At 64.7% G+C, this 25261-nt stretch carries 23 protein-coding genes; 8 read left to right on the top strand and 15 right to left on the bottom strand.

Translation table 11 applies throughout. The features are described 5' to 3' along the window. Positions 1 to 29 precede the first annotated feature (29 nt). Positions 30 to 974 (bottom strand): alpha-E domain-containing protein, encoded by a 945-nt coding sequence (locus tag K289_RS0116140; RefSeq protein WP_027552475.1) that lies wholly within the window; start codon positions 972 to 974, stop codon positions 30 to 32. A gap of 4 nt (positions 975 to 978) precedes the next feature. Next, positions 979 to 2397 (bottom strand): circularly permuted type 2 ATP-grasp protein, encoded by a 1419-nt coding sequence (locus tag K289_RS0116135; protein ID WP_027552474.1) that lies wholly within the window; start codon positions 2395 to 2397, stop codon positions 979 to 981. Positions 2398 to 2622: 225 nt separating this feature from the next. Between K289_RS0116135 and K289_RS0116130 the strand changes: the two genes are divergently transcribed. The 3 genes from K289_RS0116130 (at position 2623) to K289_RS44500 (ending at position 4822) form a co-directional block, all read left to right on the top strand. Next, positions 2623 to 3360 carry a molybdopterin-binding protein gene (locus K289_RS0116130; protein WP_027552473.1) on the top strand — a complete coding sequence of 246 codons (738 nt, stop codon included), beginning with the start codon at positions 2623 to 2625 and terminating at the stop codon, positions 3358 to 3360. A gap of 124 nt (positions 3361 to 3484) precedes the next feature. Further along, the gene (gene gpt / locus K289_RS0116125) at positions 3485 to 4000 is read left to right on the top strand and encodes a xanthine phosphoribosyltransferase (protein ID WP_027552472.1); all 516 of its coding nucleotides are present in this window, start codon (positions 3485 to 3487) and stop codon (positions 3998 to 4000) included. A 165-nt stretch (positions 4001 to 4165) separates the two neighbouring features. Next, on the top strand, positions 4166 to 4822 hold the full coding sequence (locus tag K289_RS44500) for a hypothetical protein (RefSeq protein WP_051310601.1): 657 nt from the start codon (positions 4166 to 4168) through the stop codon (positions 4820 to 4822). Between the two features lie 130 nt (positions 4823 to 4952). Here the strand turns inward: K289_RS44500 and K289_RS0116115 are convergent, their stop codons facing one another. Further along, positions 4953 to 5186: a hypothetical protein gene (locus K289_RS0116115; protein WP_035684879.1), complete on the bottom strand. Its 234-nt coding sequence runs from the start codon at positions 5184 to 5186 to the stop codon at positions 4953 to 4955. Further along, on the bottom strand, positions 5186 to 6208 hold the full coding sequence (locus tag K289_RS0116110) for a methionine synthase (protein ID WP_035684876.1): 1023 nt from the start codon (positions 6206 to 6208) through the stop codon (positions 5186 to 5188). Before K289_RS0116110 ends, K289_RS0116115 begins: the two co-directional genes overlap by 1 nt. Before the next feature lie 107 nt (positions 6209 to 6315). Here K289_RS0116110 and K289_RS0116105 point away from each other — a divergent pair, with 107 nt between their 5' ends. The 3 genes from K289_RS0116105 to K289_RS0116095 all read left to right on the top strand — a co-directional run bounded on the left by K289_RS0116105 (position 6316) and on the right by K289_RS0116095 (position 8742). Next, the gene (locus tag K289_RS0116105) at positions 6316 to 7017 is read left to right on the top strand and encodes a glutathione S-transferase N-terminal domain-containing protein (RefSeq protein WP_027552469.1); all 702 of its coding nucleotides are present in this window, start codon (positions 6316 to 6318) and stop codon (positions 7015 to 7017) included. A 139-nt stretch (positions 7018 to 7156) separates the two neighbouring features. Further along, complete coding sequence (locus tag K289_RS0116100) at positions 7157 to 7765, top strand: 2-hydroxychromene-2-carboxylate isomerase (protein ID WP_027552468.1); 609 nt, start codon at positions 7157 to 7159, stop codon at positions 7763 to 7765. Then, positions 7765 to 8742: an NADPH:quinone oxidoreductase family protein gene (locus K289_RS0116095; RefSeq protein WP_027552467.1), complete on the top strand. Its 978-nt coding sequence runs from the start codon at positions 7765 to 7767 to the stop codon at positions 8740 to 8742. Before K289_RS0116100 ends, K289_RS0116095 begins: the two co-directional genes overlap by 1 nt. A 105-nt stretch (positions 8743 to 8847) precedes the next feature. Here K289_RS0116095 and K289_RS0116090 read toward each other — a convergent pair whose 3' ends face one another. From K289_RS0116090 to K289_RS0116050, 9 genes are all read right to left on the bottom strand, one after another. After that, a complete protein-coding gene (locus tag K289_RS0116090) occupies positions 8848 to 9534 on the bottom strand; it encodes an alpha/beta fold hydrolase (protein ID WP_027552466.1) in 687 nt (228 codons plus the stop codon). Continuing rightward, on the bottom strand, positions 9531 to 10421 hold the full coding sequence (locus K289_RS0116085) for a crotonase/enoyl-CoA hydratase family protein (RefSeq protein WP_027552465.1): 891 nt from the start codon (positions 10419 to 10421) through the stop codon (positions 9531 to 9533). The genes K289_RS0116090 and K289_RS0116085 overlap by 4 nt, the downstream gene beginning before the upstream one ends. Positions 10422 to 10598: 177 nt before the next feature. Further along, the gene (locus tag K289_RS0116080; RefSeq protein WP_027552464.1) at positions 10599 to 12020 is read right to left on the bottom strand and encodes an amidase; all 1422 of its coding nucleotides are present in this window, start codon (positions 12018 to 12020) and stop codon (positions 10599 to 10601) included. After that, on the bottom strand, positions 12013 to 13185 hold the full coding sequence (locus tag K289_RS0116075) for a M20 aminoacylase family protein (protein ID WP_027552463.1): 1173 nt from the start codon (positions 13183 to 13185) through the stop codon (positions 12013 to 12015). The genes K289_RS0116080 and K289_RS0116075 overlap by 8 nt, the downstream gene beginning before the upstream one ends. Before the next feature lie 13 nt (positions 13186 to 13198). Next, entirely contained in the window at positions 13199 to 14704 is a 1506-nt protein-coding gene (locus tag K289_RS0116070; RefSeq protein WP_027552462.1) for a M81 family metallopeptidase, read from the bottom strand. Positions 14705 to 14996: 292 nt separating this feature from the next. After that, the gene (locus K289_RS0116065) at positions 14997 to 16646 is read right to left on the bottom strand and encodes an ABC transporter ATP-binding protein (RefSeq protein ID WP_027552461.1); all 1650 of its coding nucleotides are present in this window, start codon (positions 16644 to 16646) and stop codon (positions 14997 to 14999) included. 129 nt (positions 16647 to 16775) lie between these two features. Continuing rightward, positions 16776 to 17663 carry an ABC transporter permease gene (locus K289_RS0116060; protein ID WP_027552460.1) on the bottom strand — a complete coding sequence of 296 codons (888 nt, stop codon included), beginning with the start codon at positions 17661 to 17663 and terminating at the stop codon, positions 16776 to 16778. 16 nt (positions 17664 to 17679) lie between these two features. Then, on the bottom strand, positions 17680 to 18621 hold the full coding sequence (locus K289_RS0116055) for an ABC transporter permease (RefSeq protein ID WP_027552459.1): 942 nt from the start codon (positions 18619 to 18621) through the stop codon (positions 17680 to 17682). A gap of 170 nt (positions 18622 to 18791) precedes the next feature. Beyond that, a complete protein-coding gene (locus K289_RS0116050) occupies positions 18792 to 19922 on the bottom strand; it encodes a M20/M25/M40 family metallo-hydrolase (RefSeq protein ID WP_027552458.1) in 1131 nt (376 codons plus the stop codon). A 264-nt stretch (positions 19923 to 20186) separates the two neighbouring features. Here K289_RS0116050 and K289_RS0116045 point away from each other — a divergent pair, with 264 nt between their 5' ends. Together K289_RS0116045 and K289_RS0116040 are read left to right on the top strand one after the other, a co-directional pair. Further along, positions 20187 to 21794 carry an ABC transporter substrate-binding protein gene (locus tag K289_RS0116045; RefSeq protein WP_027552457.1) on the top strand — a complete coding sequence of 536 codons (1608 nt, stop codon included), beginning with the start codon at positions 20187 to 20189 and terminating at the stop codon, positions 21792 to 21794. 231 nt (positions 21795 to 22025) lie between these two features. Continuing rightward, positions 22026 to 23621, top strand: a complete 1596-nt coding sequence (locus K289_RS0116040; protein WP_084788624.1) for a glycosyltransferase family 39 protein — start codon at positions 22026 to 22028, stop codon at positions 23619 to 23621. 9 nt (positions 23622 to 23630) lie between these two features. Here the strand turns inward: K289_RS0116040 and K289_RS51590 are convergent, their stop codons facing one another. Continuing rightward, a complete protein-coding gene (locus K289_RS51590) occupies positions 23631 to 23771 on the bottom strand; it encodes a hypothetical protein (protein WP_198024719.1) in 141 nt (46 codons plus the stop codon). A 126-nt stretch (positions 23772 to 23897) separates the two neighbouring features. Continuing rightward, positions 23898 to 25166, bottom strand: a complete 1269-nt coding sequence (locus K289_RS0116030; RefSeq protein WP_027552455.1) for a multidrug effflux MFS transporter — start codon at positions 25164 to 25166, stop codon at positions 23898 to 23900. Between the last annotated feature and the right edge of the window lie 95 nt (positions 25167 to 25261).

Genomic DNA, 25261 nt, shown 5'->3' with positions numbered 1-25261 from the left:
AAGCGCGCCCCCGGGAATGACAGCTTGTATCAGATCAAATACTGCCTCGTGATGATTTCGCCCAGCCTGGAATTGTCGGCAATGAATTCCTGAATGAATTCATGCACGCCGTGCTGGAAAATGTCGTTCATGTTGGAGTGCTCCAGCCGGTTGCGGATGCCGCGAGCGTGGCGCTGGGCCGGGCCTTGGCGGCCATAGGCGACGCCGATCTGGTCGAGGTTGCGCACGAGATTGCCGTAGCAGCTCGCGAGTGACCGCGGCAACGTGTCGTTGAGGATCAAGAGATCCGCGATCAGCCACGGTTTCAGCGTCTCGCGATAGACCCAGTGATAGGCGGTGAGCGCCGACACCGAGCGCAGGATCGAGCTCCACTGATAGAAGTCGAGCGGGCCGCCGACATGCTCCTCCTCGGGCAGCAGCACGTGGTACTTCACGTCGAGGATGCGCGCGGTGTTGTCGGCGCGTTCGAGATGCACGCCCATCCGCGAGAACCAGTAGGCGTCGTTGCGCAGCATGGTGCGGTAGGCCGAGCCGTCGAAGCGTAGCGAGGTCTCCTGCACGAAGCGCAGGAACTTTGCCAGATCCTCGCGCGTCGAGGTGCCCTTGCTCCAGACCGCCTGGAGCTCGATCCAGGCCGAGTTGATGGTGTCCCACATCTCGCTGGTCAGCGCCGTGCGCACCGAGCGCGAGTTCAGCCGCGCCGCCTCTATGCAATTCCGGATCGACGACGGATTGTCCGCCGAGAAGGAGAGATAATCGACGACGTTGGTTTCGTTGGCTTCCTGGTACTGCTGATAGAAGCTTGCGGCGACGCCGGCGGTGAGAAGCGCCGAGTCCCATTCATTGGTCTTGCCGATATAGGCGGCCGGAAGTGCGGTGACGCGCAGCGTCGCATCGATGGTGCGCGCGAGATATTCGGCCCGTTCGACGTAGCGGGCGAGCCAGTAGAGGTTTTCGGCGGTACGCGACAGCATCTCTCTACTCGTCCAGAATCCAGGTGTCTTTGGTGCCGCCGCCCTGGCTCGAATTCACCACCAGCGAGCCCTCCTTCAGAGCGACGCGGGTGAGCCCGCCGGGCACGATCGTGGTGCGCCTGCTGCCGGTCAGCACGAAGGGCCGCAGGTCGACATGGCGCGGGGCAAGGCCCGACGCCGTGCAGGTCGGACAGGTCGAGAGCGCCAGCGTCGGCTGGGCGATGAAGCCTTCCGGCTCGCGCTTGAGCTTCTCGCGGAAGGCTTCGATCGTCGCCTTCGTTGCCGCGGGGCCGATCAACATGCCGTAGCCGCCGGAGCCGTGGACTTCTTTCACGACCAGCTCATTGAGGTTGTCGAGAACGTAGGCGAGATCCTTCGGCTCCCGGCAGCGCCAGGTCGGCACGTTCTTCAGGATCGGCTCCTCGCCGAGATAGAATTTCACGATATCCGGCATGTAGGAGTAGATCGCCTTGTCGTCGGCGATCCCGGTGCCGACGGCGTTGGCCAGCGTGATGTTGCCGGCCGCATAGGCCGACATCAGCCCGGGCACGCCGAGCACTGAGTCGGGACGGAAGGTGAGGGGATCGAGGAAATCGTCATCGACGCGGCGATAGATCACGTCGACCCGCTTCAGCCCCTCCGTCGTCCGCATGAACACTTCGTTGTTCTTGACGATGAGGTCGCGGCCCTCGACGAGCTCGATGCCGAGCTTGTCGGCGAGGAAGGAGTGCTCGTAATAGGCCGAGTTGTAGACGCCGGGGGTGAGAAGAGCGACCGTCGGCTCGCCGGAGGCGCTTTGCGGCGCGACCGAGCGCAAGGCTGCGAGCAACTCGTCCGGATAGCGCTCGACCGGCGCCACCCGGTGCCGGGCGAACAGGTCCGGAAACAGCCGCATCATGATCTCGCGGTTTTCCAGCATGTACGACACGCCCGACGGCGTGCGGGCGTTGTCCTCCAGCACGATGAAGTCGTTGGCGTCGACCCGGACGATGTCGATGCCGGCGATGTGCACATAGACGTCGTGCGGCACCTGCTGGCCGTTCATCTCGGGGCGGAAGACCGGGTTCTGGAAGATCAGATCGTCGGGCACGACCTCGGCGCGCAGGATGTCGCGGCCGTGATAGATGTCGCGCAGGAACATGTTGAGCGCGCGCACGCGCTGCTTCAGGCCCTTTTCCAGCAGCGCCCATTCCTTGCCCGACATGATCCGCGGGATCACGTCGAAGGGGATCAGGCGTTCGGTGGACTCGGCCTCGCCATAGACCGCGAAGGTGATGCCGATGCGGCGGAACAGCAGCTCGGCCTCCTGGCGGCGATATTCGAGCGCCTCGGGAGGCGTCTCCTTGAGCCAGCGCGCCAGCTCCTGATAGGCGGGGCGAAGGTCCCCGCCGGGAATATTCATTTCATCAAACGCGACTGCCATAGATCCCGACTGTTCTCCGTGGCCATGCTTGGGAGAGTGCATGACTTCCCGGGGTGGTAGCAAGGCCCGGGCCAGCGCGATAAGCATCGACTGTGGGCATTTGCCGGGGATAGTCGGCAGGCTGCCTGAAAAAATGGCTGAGGACTGCTTATTTCGGCAGCAAAACCGCGTGACTTCAACGCGTTACCTCGGCAAAGTCGGCGCGACAGGTGAGGGACTTGATTTATGAGCGAGATCGTCACGGCGGGCATTCTGGTCATCGGGGATGAAATCCTGTCCGGCCGGACCAAGGACAAGAATATCGGTTTCATCGCCGAATACCTGACGAACATCGGCATCGACCTGAAGGAGGTCCGGGTCGTCTCCGACGACGAGGACGACATCATCGCCGCGTTGAATGCACTGCGGCAACGCTACACCTACGTCTTCACCACCGGCGGGATCGGGCCGACCCATGATGACATCACCGCCGACAGCGTGGCCAAGGCGTTCGGCGTCGGCATTGATCATCATCCGGAGGTGGTCGCCCGCTTCCGCGAGCGCTGGAGCGGGCAGGATCTCAACGAGGCCCGCTTGCGCATGGCCCGCATTCCCGACGGCGCCGAACTGATCCAGAGCGCGACCATCCTCGCCCCCGGCTTCAAGATCGGCAATGTCGTCGTGATGGCCGGCGTGCCGTCGATCATGCAGGCGATGATGGACATCGTCTCGCCCAAGCTGAAATCGGGCGTCCGCATGCTCTCCGAATCGGTCCGCGCCAATGCGCGGGAGGGCGACATCGGCAGCCCGCTGCGGGCGATCGCCGCCGCTCATCCCGACACCATCATCGGCAGCTATCCCTTCATGGATGAGGAGCAGAAGCCGAACACCAATCTGGTGGTACGCTCGCGCGATCCTGAGAAGCTCGCGGGCGCGATGGCCGCGGTGAAGGAAATGCTGGCAGGATTGAACATCACCCGCTAAAGCGCTTGCCTTGCACGCGCTTTAGCTTCTTCTTTGAGCATGATCTTGTCGGAAAACTGCTGCACACTCTTCCGGATCATGCTTGAGCACGGAGCTGCCGGACGACGATTGGCAGGAGACGACAATGGCTGGTGAAGCACCGGAACTGAGCGCGCAGAAGGCTTTCCCGGTCTCGTGGGATCAGTTCCACCGGGATTGCCGGGCACTGACCTGGCGGCTCAACGAGGTCGGTCCGTTTCACGCGGTGATCGCGATCACGCGCGGCGGCCTGGTGCCGGCCGCAATCGTCGCGCGTGAGCTCGGGGTGCGCGTGATCGATACGGTCTGCATTGCCAGCTACGACCACACCAAGCAGGGCGACCTGCAGGTGCTCAAGGGCGTTTCCGAAGCGGCGATGAAGCTCGGCGGCGGCACCGGCAAGGGATTATTGATCGTCGACGACCTCGTCGACACCGGCAAGACCGGCAAGCTGGTGCGCGAGATGCTGCCCGATGCGCACTTCGCCACCGTCTACGCCAAGCCCAAGGGGCGCCCGCTGGTCGACACCTTCATCACGGAAGTGTCGCAGGATACGTGGATATTCTTCCCCTGGGACACCGCGCTCTCCTACCACCCGCCGCTCCGCGACGGCGCGGCTTGATCTTTTGCCTCTCCCCGCGTGCGGGGAGAGGCCGGACTGCATCGAAGATGCAGTGGGGGTGGGGGGGAGCTCCCGCGAGTCCGTCTCTCACGATATTTGTGGATGCAGCCCCTCACCCCGACCCTCTCCCCGCGAAGGGCGGGGAGAGGGAGGAGAGCCGCGCTCATGCCCCTGCAAAATCGCGTTACGCCGACCGGCGACATCATCGCCACCCCGCACCGGGGCATGTTTACCGGCAACCGCGGCATCATCCATGATCCCGCAACGAAGACGCTGCTGAAGAAGCGCTGGTCGACGCCGGCCTGGCTGACCTGTACTTGCGAATTCCGTGGCCGCCGCCGCGAGGTGATGGCGACGCAAAGCTGGACCGAGCTGTTCTTCCTGGACGAGGCCACCGCGCTCGCCGCTGGCCATCGTCCCTGCTTCTATTGCCGCCGCGACGATGCCAATCGCTTCCGGGCCGCGTGGGAGAAAGGCAATCGCGTGCACGATGTCCGCATGCACGACATCGACACGGTGCTGCACCACGAGCGGCTGGAGCACGGCAAGAAGCGGCTGCACGCACTCGTGATGCCGCTCGACCAGCTCCCTGACGGCGCGATGGTGAGCCAAGGCGAGGAGAGCTTTCTGGTGACGCAGGGCAGGGCGCTGTTGTGGTCGCCGGCGGGTTATGTCGCGGTGGAGCGTCAGCCGGACGAAGCAACACTGCTGACGCCACCGTCGACGCTACGCGCTTTGCATGCCGGCTATGAGGTTACGCTGCATCCCAGCGTACAGTCAGTTCCCTCTCCGGTTGGGGGGGAGGGCCAGGGAGGGGGGTAGCCCCAAGCGAGAGCGGAGTTCGTGGCTACCCCCTCTCCAGCTCTCCCCCGCAAGGGCAGGGCTATTGCATATGCCCTTGTGGCGCGCGCTCGGCCTTCATGGTTCGAGACGCGCCGTAAGGCGGCGCTCCCTACCTCAGCGGCCGCCCCTGCTCATCTACCGTCATCCGCGCGTCGCGCAACGCCCATTCGCGGATGACCTGGCGGCAGCGGGTGAGCTCGGCCTCGCTGGCGGTGCCCGCATCTTTCGACGCGCGCTCCACCATTGCCTTGCAATTGAGAAGCACGGAGCGGTCCTCAGCCCGTGCCGGCAAGCTGATCGCCGCAATCGCAGCGACGACGAGTGCCAGACGGACCAAAGCCATCACCCCAGCTTCTCGCGCGCCAGCGCGGCGCCGGCGCCGAGCGCCATCAGCTTGGCTTCCGCGATCTCCCGCCGCATCGGCGCCATGCCGCAATTGGTGGTCGCGATGATGTTGCTCTTGGGCACGAATTTCGACACCGCATCGATCACCTGCACGACGTCGTCGGCGGTCTCGACCGTATCGCTGGCGACATCGATCACGCCGGCCTGCACGATCTTGTTCTTGAGCAGCGCGAGCAGATCCAGCGGCACCTTGGAATTGCGGCACTCGATCGCGACCTGCTGGATCGAGCTCGCATCGATCGCCGGAAAGATCTGCTCATACTGCCGCCACTGGCTGCCGAGCGTTTCCTTCCAGTCGGTGTTGGCCTTGATGCCGTAGCCGTAGCAGATGTGAACGGCGGTCGCGCAGGTGAGGCCCTCGGCGGCGCGCTCCAGCGCCCTGATGCCCCAGTCGTTGACCTCGTCCATGTAGACGTTGAAGGCGGGCTCGTCGAACTGCACGATATCGACGCCGTCGGCCTGCAGCGCCTTGGCTTCCTGGTTCAGCAGCTCGGCAAAGGCAAAGGCCATCTTCACCCGGTCGCCATAATAGCGATCGGCGACGGTGTCGATGATGGTCATCGGGCCGGGCAGGGTGAATTTCAGCTTCTTCATCGTATGCGTGCGTGCCACGCGCGCTTCATCAGCGTGGACGCGCCCCTTGAGCTGGAGCGGCGCGACCACCTGCGGCACCATTGCCTTGTAGCGGTCTTTGCGGATGCCCATCTCGACCTTGTGGGCGAAATCGATGCCGTCGATCTTCTCCAGAAAGCCGTGCACGAAATGCTGCCGGGCCTGCTCGCCCTCGGTAACGATATCGATGCCGGCGTCTTCCTGGACCTTGACCGCAAGCATCGTCGCGTCGCGCTTGGCGCGAGCAAGCTCATCGCCTTTCGACTTCCAGGGCGCCCAGAGCATGTTGGGCTCGGCGAGCCATTCCGGCTTCGGCAAGGAGCCGGCGATCGTGGTTGGAAACAGCATGGCGGCCCTCCGCATCGGTTGTGATTGCGCCCCTTCCTGCCATGTCTTAACGTCGAGGTACAGAACAACAAAAGTCGCTGAAGCCGGCGATATCGACAGGGAAGGCGATGATCGATCTCTACTACGCGCCGACACCGAACGGCTGGAAAATCTCGATCATGCTGGAGGAACTCGGGCTTTCCTATAACGTGATCCCCGTCAACATCCGCGCCGGCGAGCAGTTCAGCCCCGAGTTTCTGGCGATCTCCCCGAACAACCGGATTCCCGCAATCGTCGATCGTGCACCCGCCGATGGCGGCGCGCCGTTCTCGGCCTTCGAGACCGGTGCGATCCTGGTTTATCTGGCGGAGAAGACCGGCCGTTTCCTGCCGTCCGATCTGCGCGGCCGGTCCACCACCATCCAGTGGGTGATGTGGCAGATGGCCGGGCTGGGGCCGATGCTCGGCCAGCACGGCCATTTCGCGCTCTATGCGGCGGAGAAGATTCCTTATGCGATCTCGCGCTACCGCGATGAGGCGGCGCGGCTCTATGGCGTGCTCGACCGGCAGCTCGGCAAAACCGGTGCCTATGTCGCCGACGACTATTCCATCGCCGACATCGCCTGCTTCCCCTGGGCCATGACCCACAAGGCGCAGGGCTTTACGCTCGACGACTATCCGAACGTGAAGCGCTGGTACGCCGAGGTGCGGGCGAGGCCGCAGGTGCAGGCGGGACTTGCGATCGGCAAGTTCGTGAAGGAGCCGTTCGACGAGGAATCACGCAAGATTATGTTCGGCGAGCGTGCCAAGGAGCTGTTGGGAAAGAAGTAGTGCCTGGTCCTCATGGTGAGGAGGCGCGTAGCGCCGTCTCGAACCATGAAGGCCCGACTGTCACCCGCGGCCATCCTTAAAGACGACCGCTGCGCGGTCTCCTCAGGATGAGGACCGCGAAATAGAAAAAGGAAACGCCATGATCGAGTTCTTCTTCGACTGTTCCAGCCCCTGGACCTATCTCGCCTTCCACAATATCCAGCCGCTGGCAAAAGAGCTTGGCGCCGAGATCTCCTGGCGGCCGATTCTGGTCGGCGGGATCTTCAACACGGTCAATCCCAGCGTCTACGCGCAGCGCGAAAAGCCGGTGCCGCTGAAGGCGCGCTACATGAAGAAGGACCTCGAGGACTGGGCACGTTCAGCCGGTCTGGCGATCAAGATGCCGCCGACGGTGTTTCCGGTCAACAGCGTGAAAGCGATGCGCGGCTGCATCTGGCTCGGTAACGACATGGTGCCGTTCGCGACCGCATTGTTCGAGGCCTATTGGGGCGAGGACAAGGACATCTCGCAGGACGCGGTGCTCGCCGAGATCTGCAGGAAGGTCGGCGTCGACGAGCAGAAATTCTTTGCCGGCATTTCCGATCAGGGCATCAAGGACCAGCTCAAGACCAACACCGAGGAGGTCGTGGCCCGCGGCGGCTTCGGTTCGCCGACGATCTTTGTCGGCAAGACCGACATGTATTTCGGCAATGACCGGCTGCCTTTGATCCGCGAGGCGCTGCTGCGCCGCAGGGCGAGCGCAGCCTGATGGTGCGGGCTGTCGTCTGCCGCGCGCTCGGTGCGCCCGAGACTTTGCGGCTGGAGGAGTTTCCCTCCCGGCCGCTCGGGCCGGGCGAGGTGCGTGTCGCAATCCGCGCTGCCGGGCTCAATTTTCCCGACGTGCTGATGGCCGCGGGCGAATATCAGCTCAAGCCGGAGCTGCCCTTCACGCCGGGGATGGAGGCCGCCGGCGATGTGAGCGAGGTCGGGTCGGAAGCGAGCGGCTTCGCTGTTGGCGACAGGGTCATCGTCAAGATGCGCCACGGCGCATTCACCGATGAAGCGGTGGTGACGACGTCGCAGCTCACCCCGATGCCATCAACCTTCGACTATGCGGAAGCGGCGACCTATCTCGCCGGCCACGGCACCGCCTATCATGCGCTGATCGATCGCGGCAGGGTCGAGCCGCGCGAGGTCCTGCTGGTTCACGGCGCCGGTGGCGGCGTGGGTCTTGCCGCCGTCGAGATCGGCAAGCTGTTGGGGGCTACAGTGATCGCGACGGCCTCCAGCGACGAGAAGCTGGCGATCGCCAAGGCGCGCGGGGCGGATCATCTCATCCGCTACGACCGCGAGCCGTTCCGCGATGCAGTCAAGCGCATCACCGACGGCCGCGGGGCTGACGTCGTGTTCGATCCCGTCGGCGGCGAAGTGTTCGAGAACTCGATGCGCTGCATCGCCTGGGGCGCGCGGCTCTTGGTGATCGGCTTCACCGGCGGTATCGGCTCGGCGAAGACCAATCTGCTGCTGATCAAGGGCGCCAGCGTGCTCGGCGTGCGCGCCGGCGAAGCGGTACGAAAAAATCCGGCGCTCGGCGAGGTGCGCTTGAAGGCGCTGCTGAAATGGGCGGAGGAGGGCAAGCTCCGCCCCAACGTCTCGCACCGCCTGCCGCTGGAGGATTTTGCGATCGCGATGCGGCTATTGCTCGACCGCAAGGCCATCGGCCGCGTGGCGCTTGTGATGGAGTAAGAAAGTAGGGTGGGTTAGCGAAGCGTAACCCACCGCCTCTCTCAATGCGCGGAAAGTAAAGAGGTGGGTTACGCCAAGCGGACTGCGCTTTGCGCAGCCGCAGGGCTAACCCACCCTACGAGCTGATCCCGGCGTAAATCGTCCATCCTGCAAGAATGCAAGGGTCGCGGCGATCGCCGCGTCATTGCGCACCAGCCATGGATGCGAGGCGTGCACCACCATGTGATCCGCCATGCCGTCGACGCCGGTGTTTGCAACCGATACCCGGCCGTCATGGGGTCGCGGCAGCAGGGCGCCAGCCACAGGATAGATCGAGCGGTCGCCCGCAATGATCCCGACGGGATAGTCGACCGGCGGCAGGAGTGCCGCTGTCGTGGTGTCACGACGTGTGCCGAGCTGTTGTCCGGCGGGACCGAAGAAGGTGCGATACAGGGGAAACCTCTTCAATCGATCGGCGATCTCGCTGCCGCCGTTCGGCGTACCCAGCATCACGACGCGGCCGAGATTCCGCGGACGATGCCGAGCGAGATAGGCGCGAGCAACGAGCCCTCCCATGGAGTGACAGACAAAGTGCACGGAACCATCGAGGGCGCCCGCAAACAATTCAATTGCAGGATCGATATCCTCGACGAGCTCCTGGAGCGCCTTGCGGCGGCTCGCATAGTCGACATTGAGCGTTGCGTAGCCGGCGCGCTCGATCGCAATTTCCATCTTGCGAAACGAGCGCGCCGTCCGGCTGATCCCGTGCAGGAGGACGACGCCGTCTTGCGGCTTCGTCGGCTCCAGGGTCACTTGTACTCGCGCTCCGTCCACCACGGGAAATAGTCCGGCATGTCCGTCGAGACCTTGTTCTTGAACTCCGCGGGGCGCTTCTCCAGGAACGAGACAACGCCTTCCTTCACGTCGTCGGAGCGGCCGCGGGCGTAGATGCCGCGGCTGTCGACCTTGTGGGCCTCCATCGGATCGTCGGCGCCCATCATGCGCCACATCATCTGACGGATCAGCGCCACCGACACTGGCGCGGTCTTGGCGGCGAACTCCCTGGCGAGTGCGCGCGCGGTCGGCAAGAGGTCATCCGGCGGCACGACCTTGCTGACGAGGCGGCCGGCGAGCGCTTCCTGCGCCGGGAAGACGCGGCCCGAATAGCACCATTCCAAGGCCTGCGAGATGCCGACGATGCGCGGCAGGAACCAGCTCGAGGCCGCCTCCGGCACGATGCCGCGCTGGGAGAATACGAAGCCGAACCGCGCGGCGTCGGAGGCGATGCGGATGTCCATCGCGAGCTGCATGGTGACGCCGATGCCGACCGCGGGCCCGTTGACCGCGGCGATCACCGGCTTCAGGCACTTGAAGATGCGCAAGGTCACCTGACCGCCGCCGTCGCGCACCTGTGGATCGCTGTAGTCGACCTTGCCGTCGGCAAACCGTTTCACCGGCCCGCGCCGCGCGTCGCGATCGAAGGTGTCCGCGCCGGAGGAGAGGTCGGCGCCCGCGCAAAAGCCGCGGCCGGCGCCGGTGACGATGATGGCGCGGACATTGTCGTCCTTGTCGGCGGCGTCGAACGCGTCGATCAGCTCGGCTTGCATCTGCGCGTTGAAGGCGTTGAGCTTGTCGGGCCGGTTCAGCGTGATGGTGAGGATCTGCTCGGCGACCTCGTATTTGATCGTCTCATACGCCATGGGGTGTTTCCTTCCTTGTTTCTTATCGTGCTCTCTAGCACGTCATTCCGGGGCGCGCGAAGCGCGAGCTACGGTGCGCAATTGCACCGGAGAATCCATCTCTCCGCACCAGTTGTGCCGATGAATGGATTCCGGGCTTGCGCCAAGAGGGCGCAACCCGCAATGACTGAACTGCAGTTATTTCGCCGGAGGGCTGGGCCAGGGCCGCTGCGCGCCACGCAGGCCTTCGAAGGCCTTGGCCAAGCCGAGCACGCCGATATCATCGAAGCGGCGGCCGACGATCTGCACGCCAATGGGAAAACCCTTGGCATCGAACCCGCCGTTGATGGAAACGGCCGGGTTCTCCGACATATTCCACGGCACGGTATAGCAGATGTGCTCGAACGGCTTCATCGGATCGTTGGTGGGGGAGGCGAGCTCCGCCGGATAGTTCACGTTCGGCGCGGTCGGCGAGATCAAATAGTCGAGCTCGCAGAACAGCTTTGCCGCGGCGGCGCGGATCGCCATGGTCTGGTTGAAGCCGCGGATCACCTCGACGCCCGACAGCTTTGCGCCCGACTCGCCCCATTTGAAGATATAGGGCAGCACCTTGGCCTGTTCGGCTGGTGAGAGCTTCGACAGATCGTCCCACATCCGCGCGCGCCAGAAATTGTCGAGACCGTCGAGCATCTCGCGCGTGAGGATGCCGTCGACTTCGGTGATGACGGCACCTGCGGATTCGAACGCCTTGGCGGCCTTGACCGCGACCTCGCGCACCGGCTTCTCCAGCGGCAGCCCGACGCCGAGGTCGAGCATCAGGCCGATGCGGAGCTTGCGCGGCGACTTGTCCAGCGTCTTCCAGTTGAGGGGCTCGGCGGGCAGGCTCATGCCGTCGCGCCGGTCGGGCTTTGCGATCACGCTCATCATCAGCGCGCAATCGTCGACCGTGCGGGTCATAGGACCGGCAACGCGGCCGACATAGGTTGGATCGATCGGCACGCGGCCAAAGCTCGGCTTCAAGCCGACGAGGCCGCACCAGCCCGCCGGCAGGCGCACCGAGCCGCCGATATCGGTGCCGAGATGCAGCGGACCGTAGCCTGCGGCAGCGGCGGCGCCGGCGCCCGCGCTGGAGCCGCCGGGGTTCTTGGAGAGGTCCCAGGGATTGCGCGCGAGCGCATGGAAGCCGGAGAGCCCGGAGGACAGCATGCCATAATCGGGCATGGTGGTCTTGGCGAAGATGATCGCGCCGGCCTCGCGCAGCCGCGCGGCGGGCGGCGCATCTTTCTCGGCCGGCACGAGCTTGACGCTCGCCGCGCCCAGCGGCACCGGCACGCCCTTGGTCGCGATGTTGTCCTTGATCGTCACCGGCACGCCATCGAGCGGGCCGGACGGCTCGCCGCCAGCCCAGCGCGCGGTCGAGGCCTTGGCGACCTCGCGCGCGCCGTCGGGGTCGAACGCATAGAGCGCCTTGAGGTGCGGCTCCCACGCAGCGACGTGCTCGAGCACGTCCTCCAGCACCTCGCTCGGCGAGAACTGTTTCGCGCGATAGCCTGCGATCAGGTCGACCGCGGCGAGATCGTGCAGCGAGGTGACCGCCTCGTCGGCGCCGTGCTTATGCATTGCTACCTGCCGGCATGCGCGTTTCGATGATGCGGGCGAACATGCTGGCACCGATCGGCAGGATCTTGTCGTCGAGCACGTAGCCGGGATTGTGCACGGGCACCGAGCCGTCATGGCCGACCCAGAAATAGGCGCCGGGAATGGTCTGCAGCATGTCGGCGAAATCCTCGCTGCCCATCTTCGGCTGGGTGCGGGTGATCACGTTGGCGGGATCGACGACGGTGCGCGCGACTTCCTCGACCACCTTGGACTGCTCGACCTGGTTGACGAGCACGCCAAAGGCATCGCGGATGTCGGCCACGATCTCGCACTGGAAGGCGCTCGCGACGCCGGCGCAAATGGTGCGCATGCGCTCGCGGATCAGCGCGCGGACTTCATCCGAGAAGGCGCGCACGGTGCCGCAGAGATGGGCTTCGCCGGGGATGACGTTGTAGGCAGAACCGGCATGGATCTGGGTGATCGACACCACGGCCGACTGAAGCGGCTCGACATTGCGGCTGACGATGGTCTGAATGGCCTGTGCCAGCGTGGTCGCGATCACCACCGCGTCCTTGGAGCGCTCCGGCATTGCGCCATGCGCGCCATAGCCGTTGATCCGAAGGTCGAAGAAGTCGGCGCCGGCCATCGCCGGTCCCGGCAGGATCGCGATCTCGCCGTGATTGAGATCGGGCGCGTTGTGCAGGCCGTAGAGCTCGTCGCAGGGAAATTTCTCGAACAGCCCGTCCTTGATCATCGCGCGGGCGCCGCCGAGGCCTTCCTCGGCCGGCTGGAAGATCAGATGCACGGTGCCGTCAAAGTTCCTGGTCTCGGCGAGATAGCGCGCGGTGCCGAGCAGCATGGTGGTATGGCCGTCATGGCCGCAGCCGTGGAAGCGGCCGGGAATGGTCGAGCGCCATTTCAGGTTGGTATTCTCTTCCATCGGCAGCGCGTCCATGTCGGCGCGAAGGCCGATGCGCTTGCCGCTCGTGCCTTTGCCCTTGATGACGCCGATCACGCCGGTGCCGCCGAGACCACGATGCACCTCGATGCCCCAGCTCTTCAGCTTGTCGGCGACGATGCCGGAGGTGCGCACTTCCTCGAAGCCGATCTCGGGATGGGCGTGCAGGTCGCGGCGGATGGCGGTAAGTTCGTCGGCATAGCCGTCGATGCGGTCGATCGTGGGCATGTGTCCTGTCCAGTTAGCGTGAAAGGGGCGTGAAAACGGGGCCGTTCGGCTTGATGCGGATGCCTGGGCGCAGTTTGGTCCAGGGCAGGGAGGCCGTGTCCGCCGGCATCGCGCCCGGTGCGGCGCAGATCAAAAGCTTTGCCGCGATCGGCTCGAAATCGGCGCGGAAGTGCACCGAGCTCTTGTTGACGAGAATGGCCTGCTTGGTCGGTTCGATGCCGACATAGCGATACATCGCCTGGTCGGCGAGCTGCGCCTTGTGCGAGCTCACGACCACGCGGACGTCGCCGATGCGAAGGCACGCGGATGGACCCATCTCCATCTCGCGGCCGCCATAGTAGGGGCCGGGCGCGATGAAGCGGCCGTCGGACAGCTTTTCGACGACGAAGGTCTCGCGATAGGGCTCGTCGCCGGGAATGCCGGACTTGCCGCCGAGCGACAGCGTCACGGTCGCGCCGGTTCCGGCCGCATGCGCGGCCTTCGCCGAGTCCGGATCGTAGATCACGCCGGTCGCGGCACTCGCCTTGTTGCGCACCAGCGCGCGCAGCATGCCGGTGGTGTCGGAATCGCCGCCGGCGCCGGGATTGTCCTGAGTGTCGGCGATGATGATCGGCTTGCTCGCGCTCCTGGCGAGTTCCATGGCATGGCGCACGCCTTCATCCGGTGCGTAGATCTTGCCGTCGAAATCGTCCTCGTGGCTTTCGATCAGCTTCACGATCGCGTCCGCGGCGCGATCAGCGTCAGCTTGCGTCTTGCCATAGGCGAACACGCTCGGTCCGCAGTCGCGGAAATCGGCCGCCGGAAAACCCGGCGCGAAGGACAGCGTCGGCACGGCGTCGCTCTCGAGCGCGGCGAGCTTTTCGTAGATGCCCTTGGTGGGCTGGTCGTTGGTGCACTGCCAGCTGATCGGAATCAGGAACGGCAATTGCCGGAACGCTTTTGCGAAGCGCTGCTTCGTCTTCAGCAGCAGTGCAAGATGCCTCGCGGAAGCGCGGCCCGTGTCGGCCATGTCGACGTGGGGATAGGTGCGGTAGGCGATCAGCGCGTCGGCATGCGCGATCATCTCGGGCGTGACATTGGCGTGCAGGTCGAGGCTCGCAACGAGGGGAACATCGTTGCCGATGATGCGGCGCACGCGCGCCAGAATCTCGCCTTCGCCGTCGTCGAGATGCTCGGTCACCATCGCGCCGTGCAGGTCGAGATAGACCGCATCGAGGGGACCTGCCGATTTGATGCCGTCGACCATGACCTTCACGATGCGCTCGTAGGCATCCTTGGTGACATGCGCCGACGGGCTTGCGCCGCAGGCGATCGTCGGAACGAGTTCCCAGCCATTGGCCTCGGCGCTCTCGGCGAAACCGGCGAGCCCGACATTGATGCGGCGCATCACCTTCAGCACGTCGGCGCCTTCGGTCATCGCCGGCCAGCCGCCGCCATGCTGGAAGTCCTCAAACGTCGCCTTCGTCGGAGCGAAGGTGTTGGTCTCGTGCAGGAAGCCGCCGACGGCGATACGGGTCATTCAGTTCAGTCCAACGCGATTGAAAGTGCGCGACGTTAGCCTTGGCCTTGCGGCCAGAGCAAGGTGGGAAGCAATTCGAAAGCGCATGGGGTCAAGCCGTTTTGGGAATGCTGCGGATGCGGTGGGTTTGAGCGAAGCCAACTCCTTCCGCCGTCATTCCGGGGCGCGCCCACTTGGGCGCGAGCTATGATGCGCAATTGCGCATCTGAGAATCCATTGTGCAACAGTGTCCGCGGCCCGATGGATTCCGGGCTCATCGCGTCGCGATGCCCCGGAATGACAGCGGCGAAAGCTACACGCTCGCTGCCACACCCTCCGCCACCGGCCGGAAGTTCGCGAAATCCCAGCCGCGGCCGGGCGCCGCATCCAGCAGCGACTTGGTGTAGGCCTCCTTCGGGTGCATCAGCACTTCGCCCGCCGGGCCCTGTTCGACGACGCGGCCGTGCTGCATCACCACGACCTCGTCGCAGATTTGGGCTGCGACGCGCAGATCGTGGGTGATGAACAGGATCGCAATACCGAGGCGCTTCTGGATCTCGTCGAGCAGTTCCAGCACCTGCGCCTGCACGGAGACGTCGAGCGCGGAGACCGCTTCATCGGCGACCAGCACGTCGGGATCGAGCGCGAGCGCGCGGGCAATGGCGATGCGCTGGCGCTGGCCGCCGGAGAACTGGTGCGGATAGCGCGCCACCGCGTCGGCCGGCAGGCCGACGAGCTCGAGCAGCTCGCGGGCGCGCTTCATCGCATCGGCGTGCGCGACGCCGTAGTTGATCGGGCCTTCCGCGATGCTCTCGCCGACGGTGACGCGCGGGTTGAGCGAGCGGTAGGGATCCTGGAACACGATCTGGATCTTCTGCCGGTGCGGCTGCAGCAGCCGCCGCGACAGGTCGGAGATCTCGCGGCCGGCGAGGCGCACGCCGCCGGAGGTCGGGTCGATCAGTCGGACGATGCAGCGCGCCACCGTCGATTTGCCCGAGCCGCTTTCGCCGACGATGCCGAGCGTGCGCCCCTTGCGCAGCGTGAGGGTGACCTTGTCGGCGGCGACGACTTCGCGGCCTTTGCCGAAGAACGAGCGCTCGCGATAGACCTTGCCGAGATCGTTGGCTTCCAGCACGATCGGTTCCTTGGTCTCCTCGCGCGCCGGCCGCGGCACCAGGCTCGGCACCGAGGCGAGCAGGTTGCGGGTGTACTCCATGGTCGGATTGCGCAGGATGGAATCGAGCGGGCCGGTCTCGACCAGCCGGCCCTGCCGCATCACCGCGACGCGGTGGGCGATCTCCGCCACCACGCCCATGTCGTGGGTGATGAACAGCACGGCGGTGCCGTGATCGCGCTGGAGATCGCGGATCAGGGTGAGGATCTGCTTCTGCGTGGTGACGTCGAGCGCGGTGGTCGGCTCGTCCGCAATGAGGAGCTTCGGCTCCAGCACCAGCGCCATCGCGATCATGATGCGCTGGCGCTGGCCGCCGGAGAGGCGGTGCGGGTAGGAGGCGAAGATGCGCTCGACCTGCGGCAGGCGGACATGCTCCATCATGTCGAGGATGCGCTTCTTCCGCGCTCTGCCGTCGAGATCGGTATGGGCGCGCAGCACCTCGTCGATCTGGCGGCCGACCGGCACGACCGGATTGAGCGCGGTCATCGGCTCCTGGAAGATCATCGCCATCTGCGTCGCGCGGAGCTGCCGCAGGCGGCGGTCGGTCGCTGTGAGCAGCTCTTCGCCGACCAGCTTGACGCTGCCGCCGGTCGGGTTCAGCGAGCCCTTCTGCAGCAGGCCCATCACGGTCAGTGAAGTCACCGATTTGCCCGAGCCGCTCTCGCCGACGAGGCACAGCGTCTCGCGCTCGCGGACCTGGATCGAGATGCCGTCGATGATCTTCGGCCCGCTCGACTTCTTGCCGACGGTGACGACGAGGTTGTTGATGTCGAGGACGGTGTTGGTCATGCAAGCTCTCTCGTCATTCCGGGGCGCGCGGAGCGCGAGCCCGGAATCCATCGGGCCGCAGTACAGGTGGTGAAATGGATTCCGGGCTCGCGCCAAGGGGCGCGCCCCGGAATGACAGCGTTACTTGCATCACTTCCCCTCCCGCTGCTTCATGCGCGGATCGAGTGCGTCGCGGGCCGCGTCGCCGATCAGGTTGATGCTGAGGATCGCGATCGACAGCAACAGGCCGGGCCAGAAGATCAGCGACGGCTTGAGCTGGAAGTACTGGCGGCCCTCGGCCATGATGTTACCCCAGGTCGGCGTCTCCGGCGAAATGCCGGCGCCGAGGAAGGAGAGAATGGCCTCGGTGAGGATCGCTGACGCGCAGACATAGGTTCCCTGCACGATCAGCGGCGCAATCGTGTTCGGCATCAGGTGACGCCACATGATCTTCGGCAGGGACGAGCCGACCGAGATGGCGGCTTCGACATAGGGCTCCTCGCGCGCCGACAGCACGACCGAGCGTACAAGGCGTGCCACGCGCGGAATCTCGGGGATGGTGATCGCCACCAGCACGGTCCAGATGCTGGCGCCCGACAACGACACCACCGCGATTGCGAGCAGGATGCTCGGCATCGCCATCAGGCCGTCCATGATGCGCATCATCACGGAATCGACCAGCTTGAAGAAGCCGGAGACGAGGCCGATCGCAAGGCCAATGGCGACGGACAGGACGGCCGAGCCGATGCCGATCAGCAGCGAGATACGGCCGCCATAGATGACGCGCGACAGCAGGTCGCGGCCATAGGCGTCGGTGCCGAGCAGGAATTGCGCGGAGGCCGGCTTCAGCCGCTGCGAGGGCGCGAGCTGGATCGGGTCATGCGGCGCGATCAGTGGCGCGAGGATCGAGATCAGTATGATCAGCACGAGGCAGACTGTCGCCGCCGCGATGATCGGCGTCGACGTGAGGAATCCGAAGCGCGGCCGCAGCGGCGACGTGATCGGAATGGACGACTGGGGAAGGGTATCGACCGACATGCTGGATATCCTTGCCTCAGTAACGGATCCGCGGATCGAGCAGGGTGTAGGCGACGTCGATCAAGAGATTGACGACGACGTAGATCAGCGACGTCAGCAGGATCATCGCCTGGATCACCGGATAGTCGCGCGCCAGCACCGCATCGACGGTGAGGCGGCCGATGCCGGGGATGTTGAACACGCTCTCGGTGACGACGACGCCGGAGATCAGAAGCGCAAAGCCGGTGCCGATCACGGTGATGACAGGCACCGCGGCGTTGCGCAGTGCATGCCGCATCATCACCGCGACCTCGCTGATGCCCTTTGCGCGCGCGGTCCGCACGTAATCCTCGCCGAGCACGTCCAGCATCGCCGCGCGCGTCATGCGCGCGATCAGGGCGATATAGATGAAGGACAGCGCACAGGTCGGCAGGATGATGCGTTCGAAGAACGGTCCGAAGCCGGCGCTGATGCTCTTGAAGCCCTGCACCGGCACCCAGCGCAGGTCGATGGCGAAGATCTCGATCAGGATATAGCCGACCACGAACACCGGCACCGAGAAGCCGAGTACCGACAGCCCCATCACGAAGCGGTCGATCCAGGTGCCGTGCTTCCAGGCCGCGATCACCCCCAGAGGAACGGCGACGATGACGGCAAGGATGATGGTCGATAATGCGATCGAGATCGACGGCTCGACACGCTGGCTGATCATCTTCAGCACCGGCAGGTTGGAGATCAGCGATGTCCCGAGATCGCCATGCAGCAGCTTGTTCACCCAGGTGATGAACTGCACGATCAGGGGCTCGTTGAGGCCGAGCGAAGTGCGGATGCGTTCCAGCCGTTCCGGCGTGGCGTTGTCGCCGGCGAGGATCGCGGCGGGATCACCGGGGGTGAGCCGGAGCAGGAGGAAGACAAACAGCGCCACCACGCCCATCACGGGCACGGCGGCGAAAATTCTGCGAACGAGATATCCGAGCAAGTTGGATCCGTCAGATTGGAGTCAAACCGTGGCACCGCTCTTGGCAGGTTGCCACCAGCGTAACATTTGAGCAATTCCCGTGCCATCAGGGCCACAGTTTTTGCAGTGCGGCCAAAGCGTTTTGAGGGTGCGAGTTCTGTTCCGCGCCCCGGAATGACGGAGTCGAGAAATCAATCCAGCGTCGCCAGCAGCCCCGCCATCAGGCGGCCGCGTTCGACCAGGCTGTCGACCTCGATGTACTCTTCCAGCGTGTGCCCGTTGCCACCACGCACGCCCAGGCCGTCGAGCGTGGGGATCCCCATCGCGCCGGTGAAGTTGCCGTCGGAGCCGCCGCCGGCGTTCGCATGCGGCAATTCGGCGCCAAGCGCCTTGGCGATACCGCGCGCCTTCTCGTAGAGCGCCATGGTGCCGGCATCGGGTTCCCACACCGGCCGCGTCACGCCGCGCGTCACCTTGAAGGTGACATCATTGGTTGTACCTGCCAACGCCAGCATCTTCTCGACGCCGCGGTCGAGATCGGCCTGGCGCTTGGCCATCGAGAGCGCTTCGCCGGTGCAGGTCGTGGCGACGCAGTTGACCCATTGTCCGCCATGCACGACGCCGACCGAGAAGGTGCAGTCGTCGGTCGTCATCGCGTCGATGGCGAGGATCTGCCGCGCCATCTCGCGGATCGCCGAGCGTCCGGCCGACAGTGTTGCGCCGGCATGGCTCGGCCGGCCGGTGGCTTCCAGATTGAAGCGCGCGATCGCATAGCGACCGGTGGTCACGCCGTTGTCGGCGCGGCCGGGCTCCGGCACCAGCACGTATTTGTTGCGCGCAGCCTCGGCCTCAATGATGTCGCGAGTCGAGGGCGTGCCGACTTCCTCGTCAGGCGTGAACAGCACGGTGATCGGCAGCGGGGTTGTGAAGGAGGCGCGCATCAGCTGCCGGATCGCCTCCAGCGAAAGGTAATTGCCGCCCTTCATGTCGTAGATGCCGGGGCCGTAGCACCTGGCGCCCTCGCGCCGCCACTTCAGCTTCTCGATGGTGCCGACGGGATGGACGGTATCCATGTGCCCGGCGATCAGGATGCCCGGCTCGCCCTGCCTGGGATGCGGGAAGCGCGCGCGGATCACGCCGCCAAAGCCCTGCCGGCCGGCGATGCGCTCGATGGTCGCACCCATGATCGCCATATCCCGCGCTGCGATATCGAGCATGCGGTTCACGGCATTCGCATCCCACGTCGGGCTTTCGCATTCCACCCAGCCGCGCAGGCCCTGGAGCATGGCTTCGGAATCGAAGGGAAGATTGGCTGGATTCATCGGGATCTCTCACTTCAAAGATGGAACGCGCATTGCATCAGCGCGGGAGGGATGAGCGAACAGAGTTGTAGAGCCAAACCGAAGCTTGTGGAGCCCGTGCATGCGCCGCCATGGCTTGCAGCGAAACCGGATTGACGCGCTGAAGGCTGTCTGCAAGTCTCGAAAAGATAAAGGCATTGCATGAGGTTAGTTCGCCCAAAGAACGATCCGAATGCTCAACCAATAACCTGCCTTTGAACAGTTTCACGTCAGGAGAAACTTTCCATGTTCCACTTGATGCGCCGGGGGTATCGCGCGTTCACCTCCAAACTTGCGCTGTCGGTCGTCGCGCTTTCGACGGCGCTGGCTTCGCCAGCGCTTGCGGCCGGCAAGACCATCACGGCGGTGATGCATTCCGACCTCCGCATCATCGATCCGATCTTCACGACCGCCTACATCGCGCGCGACCATGGCTACATGGTCTACGACACGCTGATCGCGACGGATTCGAATTTCAAGATCCAGCCGCAGATGGCGGAGTGGAAGATCTCCGACGACAAGCTCACCTACACCTTCACGCTGCGCGACGGCCTGAAGTGGCATGACGGCGCGCCGGTGACGGCGGAAGATTGCGTCGCCTCGCTGAAACGCTGGGCTGCGGTCGACGGCATGGGCCAGAAGCTCTGGGACTTCACCGCGAGCCTGGAGGCAACCGATGCCAAGACCATTACGCTGAAGCTCAAGGAGCCCTACGGCCTCGTGCTCGAGTCGATCGGCAAGCCGTCCTCGCGGGTGGCCTTCATGATGCCGAAGCGTCTCGCCGAGACGCCGCCGGACAAGCAGATTCCCGAACAGATCGGCTCCGGCCCTTTCAAGTTCGTGCAGGGCGAATTCCAGCCCGGCGTGAAGGCGGTCTACGTCAAGAACGCCGATTACGTGCCGCGCAAGGAGCCGGCGAGCTGGACCGCCGGTGGCAAGGTGGTGAAGGTCGACCGCGTCGAATGGATCACCATGCCGGACGCGCAGACCGCTGTGAACGCGCTGCAATCGGGCGACATCGACTTCATGGAAGTGCCGCCGTGGGACCTGCTGCCGGTTCTTGAAGGCAATTCGGACCTCAGGGTCGAAGTGCTGAACAAGTTCGGCTACCAGACGCTCGGCCGCATGAACTTCCTCTATCCGCCCTTCGACAATCCGAAGATCCGTCGCGCGGCGCTGCTGGCGATGAACCAGAAGGACGTGCTCGACGCTCTTGTCGGCAATCCCAAATACTACAAGATCTGCGGCGCCTTCTTCATCTGCGACACGCCATTCGCGACCGACGTCGGCTCCGAATCGCTGGTCAAGGGCAACGGCATGGCGGAAGCCAAGAAGCAGCTCGCCGAATCCGGCTATGACGGCACGCCCGTCGTGGTCATGGTGCCCGGCGACGTCGTGACGCTGAAGGCGCAGCCGACGGTCGCGGTCCAGTTGCTCCGCGAGGCCGGCTTCAAAGTCGACGCGCAGGCGACCGACTGGCAGACGGTGGTGAGCCGCCGCGCCAGCCAGAAGCCTCCGAAGGAGGGCGGCTGGAACATGTTCTTCACCAACTGGGTCAGCGCCGACGTCTCCAACCCGATCGCCAATCTCTCGATCGGCGGCCAGGGCAAGAAGGGCTGGTTCGGCTGGGCGGAAGATCCCAAGATCGAGCAGCTCAAGGACGCCTTCGTCCACGCTGCCTCGCTCGACGATCAGAAGAAGATCGCGGCGGAGATCCAGAAGGAAGCCTATGACCAGGTGATCTACATCCCGCTCGGCCAGTATCTGGCGCCGAGCGCGTGGCGGAAGTCGCTCACCGGCGTGCTCGACGGCCCGGCCACGCCGATCTTCTGGAACATCGACAAGACGGAGTAAGGGAAAGGCGCCTCCTGCCCTTTCGTCTCGATCAGGACACGGCGCCGCTGCCACCAGCGGCGCCGTCGTCGTTTGCGGTCCCGGTTCGGCTGAAACGGCGGGAAATTTTTAACTCTTCCAATTTCTAGTTGTTGCTATTTGTTTCTATCCTGAAATAAATGTGCCGTCTTCGCGCATCACTTTCCGTCCCTCCATTTGGTTCACGTGCCAATCGATTTTGCATTCCAGGCGATGGCCGAACGGTCGGATCGCTCGCCGGCACCGTGGCGCCGGCCTTTCCTGCGCTGGCTCGACGCCGTCGAGACGGGCTGGGCCGTGCCGCTTCTTTTGGTCTGTTTCGTCGCGATCTGGACGCTCTATCTGGTCATCGCCTATGCCGGCGGCGGCCTGCATCCCGACACGCTCGAAGCCTGGACGCTGGGGCGAAATTTCGCGTGGGGCTATCACAAGCATCCGCCGCTGATGGGCTGGGTGGCCGCGGCCTGGACTTCCGTCTTTCCGCCGAGCGACTGGTCGCTGCAACTGATGGCGATGGCGAATGCGGGGCTTGCGCTGTTTTTCGTCGACCTCGTCTCGCGGCAGTTCGTGACCGGGCACAAGCGCATCCTGGTGCTGCTGCTGCTGATGCTGACACCGGCCTATCAATTCCACGCCCAGCGCTTCAACGCCAATTCGGTGCTGCTCGCGACTTGGCCGCTGGCGACCTGGTGTTTCCTGCGTGCGTTCGAGACCCGCACGGTGCTCTGGGCCGTTGCCGCAGGGTGCACGACGGCACTGGCGATGGTCGGCAAATACTATTCCATCTTCCTCGTCACGAGCTTTGCATTCGCAGCTCTGGCTCATCCAGCGCGACGCGCTTACTTCACCTCCGCCTCGCCCTGGATATCGATCGTCTCCGGGCTCGCTGTCCTGTCGCCGCACATCTACTGGCTCGCAACGACCGGCGCCTCGACTTTCACCTATGCGATGACCCACGCCAATCGCGATGCCGTGACTTCGCTCGCCGACAACGTGAATTTCCTGCTGGGGCTGGTGGCGGCCATGAGCGTGTCGGCGGTGCTCTGGGTGTTCATCGCGGGCAGGCGGCTGAGACAATTTCCGGCCGACTTCGCCGCGATGAGCCCGGGCTTGCGCCTTCTCTTCTACATCGCAATCGGCACGATCGTGCTGCCGGTGCTGACGTCGCTGGCGATGGGCACGGATCTGCCGTCACTGTGGGCGCTGCAGGGCCTGTTCCTGTTTGCCGTGCTCGTGGTCTGCGGCGCGCGTTACCCGATTGAACGGTTCTACACCGTCAACCTTACGCTCACGACGGCCGGTGTCGCGCTGGCAGCCGTCCTGGTCGCTGCGCCGATCCACGCCGTCTACCGCAACACGCATGGCTACGAAGAGGGCCGGAACTTGTACGCGCAGGCGGCGAACGAGTTGACCCGTCAATGTCGCGAATTGACCAGCGCGCCGCTCAGCGCCGTGAGTGGCGACGAATCGCTGGCCCTGGCGGTGGCGTTTTACAGCCCGGACCACCCGTACTACGCGGAGGCCTACGCGCATCAGCGCACTTGGGGTCTATCACGCAAGACCACCCGGCAACGCGGCTGGGCCGCGCTCTGTTTTCGTGACCAGGCCAATTGCGCCGCCGACATGGACTCGATCTCGGCGCGTACCGGGCCCTCCGTCAAGCGCGAGTTCACCGTGCAGGCCACGCTGTGGGGCAACCCCGGTGTCAGGCGGGACGTGGTCGTGCTGATGGTGCCGCCGATGGACGGTGGCACCCGGCCGCAAAGCGCCGCCGATGATTTCAGTGCCAGCAGGCGCGGGGCAGACTAGAGTGCGCGCTCAGCAGTGACTGTCGCGCACCTGCTCGAGTCCTTCGCTCGCGAAGGGCGGGGTGAAAACGGCCTGCTCGGTGCCCGACCCCGAACGCTCGGCTTTCGTTCGTTCAGAGGTGTCGTGGTCTTCGTTGCGTTCAAGTTCCATTGAGCCGACCTTTCGAATTGCTGCAGGACAACATCGAGCGCGCGGGGAAGTTCCGCGCGCCGTTGGCCGGTGAAACATCCGTCCCTTTTCCACTCCTTTGCTTGCAAACGCCGCGCGGCGCGCGGCTCAGGCGCCCTGGTCCTGACCGGCTGCGCTCCTGCGATGCGGCCTGAACAGCCGTCCCTTCTCGACGATCAGCACGATCGCGAGCGAAAACAGCGTCGACAGGAAGAAGCCGGTCGAGAACGGCAGCAGCGTGCCGTCAAAACTCTGGCCGATGACCATTCCGACGACGATGCCGATCAAGGTCGTGATCGAGCCGTAGAGCGAGGACGCGGTGCCGGCGATATGGCCCTGCGGCTCCATCGCGAGCGCCGTGAAGTTGGCGACCATCATGCCGAACGAGAACATCATCAGCGCCGACAGCGCCATGAACAGCCACAGCGGCAATGCATCGAGGCTCACCGCGAGCAGCATCACGCCCGCGACCGCCGCATAGAGCGTCAGGGCGCCGTGCGAGATCACGCGCATGCCGAGGCTGCCGACGAGCCGCGCGTTGAGGAAGGCGGCAATCGCGGTGCCGGCCGCAATCGCGGCGAAGGCGAGGGGGAAATAGTGGCCGAGGTGATAGATGCCGGTGAAGACCTGCTGGGCCGAGAAGACGAAGGCGAACAGCGCGCCGATGACGCTGCCCGCGGCGGTCGCGTAGCCGATGGTCTGGCGGTTGGTGACGGTCTGGCGGAACGCGGCGAGCACTTCGCTTGGTGCGAGCGACCTGCGCTCGGAGGCGGGCAGGGTTTCCGGCAGCCGCAGCACGCTCCAGGCCAGCGCCAGCAATCCGTAGAGCATCAGTACGACGAAGATGCCGCGCCACTCGGTCACCAGCAGCACCGCCTGTCCGAATGACGGCGCGATCACGGGCACGGCGATGAACACCATCATGGCGTGCGACATCACGCTCGCCATGCGGCGGCCGACATAGCAGTCGCGCACGATCGAGGTCGCGATCACGCGCGTCGCCGAGGTGCCGAGCCCTTGCAGCGCGCGGGCCAGCAGCAGCGTCTCGAAGGAGGGCGCGGCGACCGCCAGCACGCTCGCCACCGCATAGACGGCCATGCCGCCGAGCAGCACCGGCCGCCGGCCGAAACGGTCGGACAACGGCCCCGTGACGAACTGGCCGACGCCAAAGCCGATCAGGAAGGTCGACAGCACGAGCTGCAGATGGTTGGCGACGGGAATATGGAAGGCCGCCCCGATGTTGGGCAGCGCCGGCAGCATCATGTCCATCGCAAGCGGATTCAGCGCCATGATGGACGCGATCACGATGACGAATTCGGGAAAACCCATCGGACGGTGTCCCGAGGACACCCAACTGTCGGCATTGACGTCGGACAAGGAAGCTTACCTCTGATTTCAGAGGTGGTTGTATTGAGAATGCTGCGCTGCACAACCCATGTTTCGGGATGGGTGGTAGGCAGGTGGACAACAAA

Source organism: Bradyrhizobium sp. Cp5.3 (assembly GCF_000426265.1).
In the GTDB taxonomy this organism is placed as follows: domain Bacteria; phylum Pseudomonadota; class Alphaproteobacteria; order Rhizobiales; family Xanthobacteraceae; genus Bradyrhizobium; species Bradyrhizobium neotropicale.
This window is presented reverse-complemented; position numbering and strand designations above follow the sequence as displayed.

Excerpts from the sequence above, each read along its gene's own strand:
- K289_RS0116060 (WP_027552460.1), bottom strand. The coding sequence starts at position 17,663 with ATGTCGGTCGATACCCTTCCCCAGTCGTCCATTCCGATCACGTCGCCG.
- K289_RS51590 (WP_198024719.1), bottom strand. The coding sequence starts at position 23,771 with ATGGAACTTGAACGCAACGAAGACCACGACACCTCTGAACGAACGAAA.
- K289_RS0116140 (WP_027552475.1), bottom strand. The coding sequence starts at position 974 with ATGCTGTCGCGTACCGCCGAAAACCTCTACTGGCTCGCCCGCTACGTC.
- K289_RS0116095 (WP_027552467.1), top strand. The coding sequence starts at position 7,765 with ATGGTGCGGGCTGTCGTCTGCCGCGCGCTCGGTGCGCCCGAGACTTTG.
- K289_RS0116045 (WP_027552457.1), top strand. The coding sequence starts at position 20,187 with ATGTTCCACTTGATGCGCCGGGGGTATCGCGCGTTCACCTCCAAACTT.
- K289_RS0116110 (WP_035684876.1), bottom strand. The coding sequence starts at position 6,208 with ATGCTGTTTCCAACCACGATCGCCGGCTCCTTGCCGAAGCCGGAATGG.
- K289_RS0116080 (WP_027552464.1), bottom strand. The coding sequence starts at position 12,020 with ATGCATAAGCACGGCGCCGACGAGGCGGTCACCTCGCTGCACGATCTC.
- K289_RS0116075 (WP_027552463.1), bottom strand. The coding sequence starts at position 13,185 with ATGCCCACGATCGACCGCATCGACGGCTATGCCGACGAACTTACCGCC.
- gpt (WP_027552472.1), top strand. The coding sequence starts at position 3,485 with ATGGCTGGTGAAGCACCGGAACTGAGCGCGCAGAAGGCTTTCCCGGTC.
- K289_RS44500 (WP_051310601.1), top strand. The coding sequence starts at position 4,166 with ATGCCCCTGCAAAATCGCGTTACGCCGACCGGCGACATCATCGCCACC.
- K289_RS0116070 (WP_027552462.1), bottom strand. The coding sequence starts at position 14,704 with ATGACCCGTATCGCCGTCGGCGGCTTCCTGCACGAGACCAACACCTTC.
- K289_RS0116100 (WP_027552468.1), top strand. The coding sequence starts at position 7,157 with ATGATCGAGTTCTTCTTCGACTGTTCCAGCCCCTGGACCTATCTCGCC.
- K289_RS0116040 (WP_084788624.1), top strand. The coding sequence starts at position 22,026 with ATGGCCGAACGGTCGGATCGCTCGCCGGCACCGTGGCGCCGGCCTTTC.
- K289_RS0116050 (WP_027552458.1), bottom strand. The coding sequence starts at position 19,922 with ATGAATCCAGCCAATCTTCCCTTCGATTCCGAAGCCATGCTCCAGGGC.
- K289_RS0116130 (WP_027552473.1), top strand. The coding sequence starts at position 2,623 with ATGAGCGAGATCGTCACGGCGGGCATTCTGGTCATCGGGGATGAAATC.
- K289_RS0116115 (WP_035684879.1), bottom strand. The coding sequence starts at position 5,186 with ATGGCTTTGGTCCGTCTGGCACTCGTCGTCGCTGCGATTGCGGCGATC.
- K289_RS0116065 (WP_027552461.1), bottom strand. The coding sequence starts at position 16,646 with ATGACCAACACCGTCCTCGACATCAACAACCTCGTCGTCACCGTCGGC.
- K289_RS0116105 (WP_027552469.1), top strand. The coding sequence starts at position 6,316 with ATGATCGATCTCTACTACGCGCCGACACCGAACGGCTGGAAAATCTCG.
- K289_RS0116085 (WP_027552465.1), bottom strand. The coding sequence starts at position 10,421 with ATGGCGTATGAGACGATCAAATACGAGGTCGCCGAGCAGATCCTCACC.
- K289_RS0116135 (WP_027552474.1), bottom strand. The coding sequence starts at position 2,397 with ATGGCAGTCGCGTTTGATGAAATGAATATTCCCGGCGGGGACCTTCGC.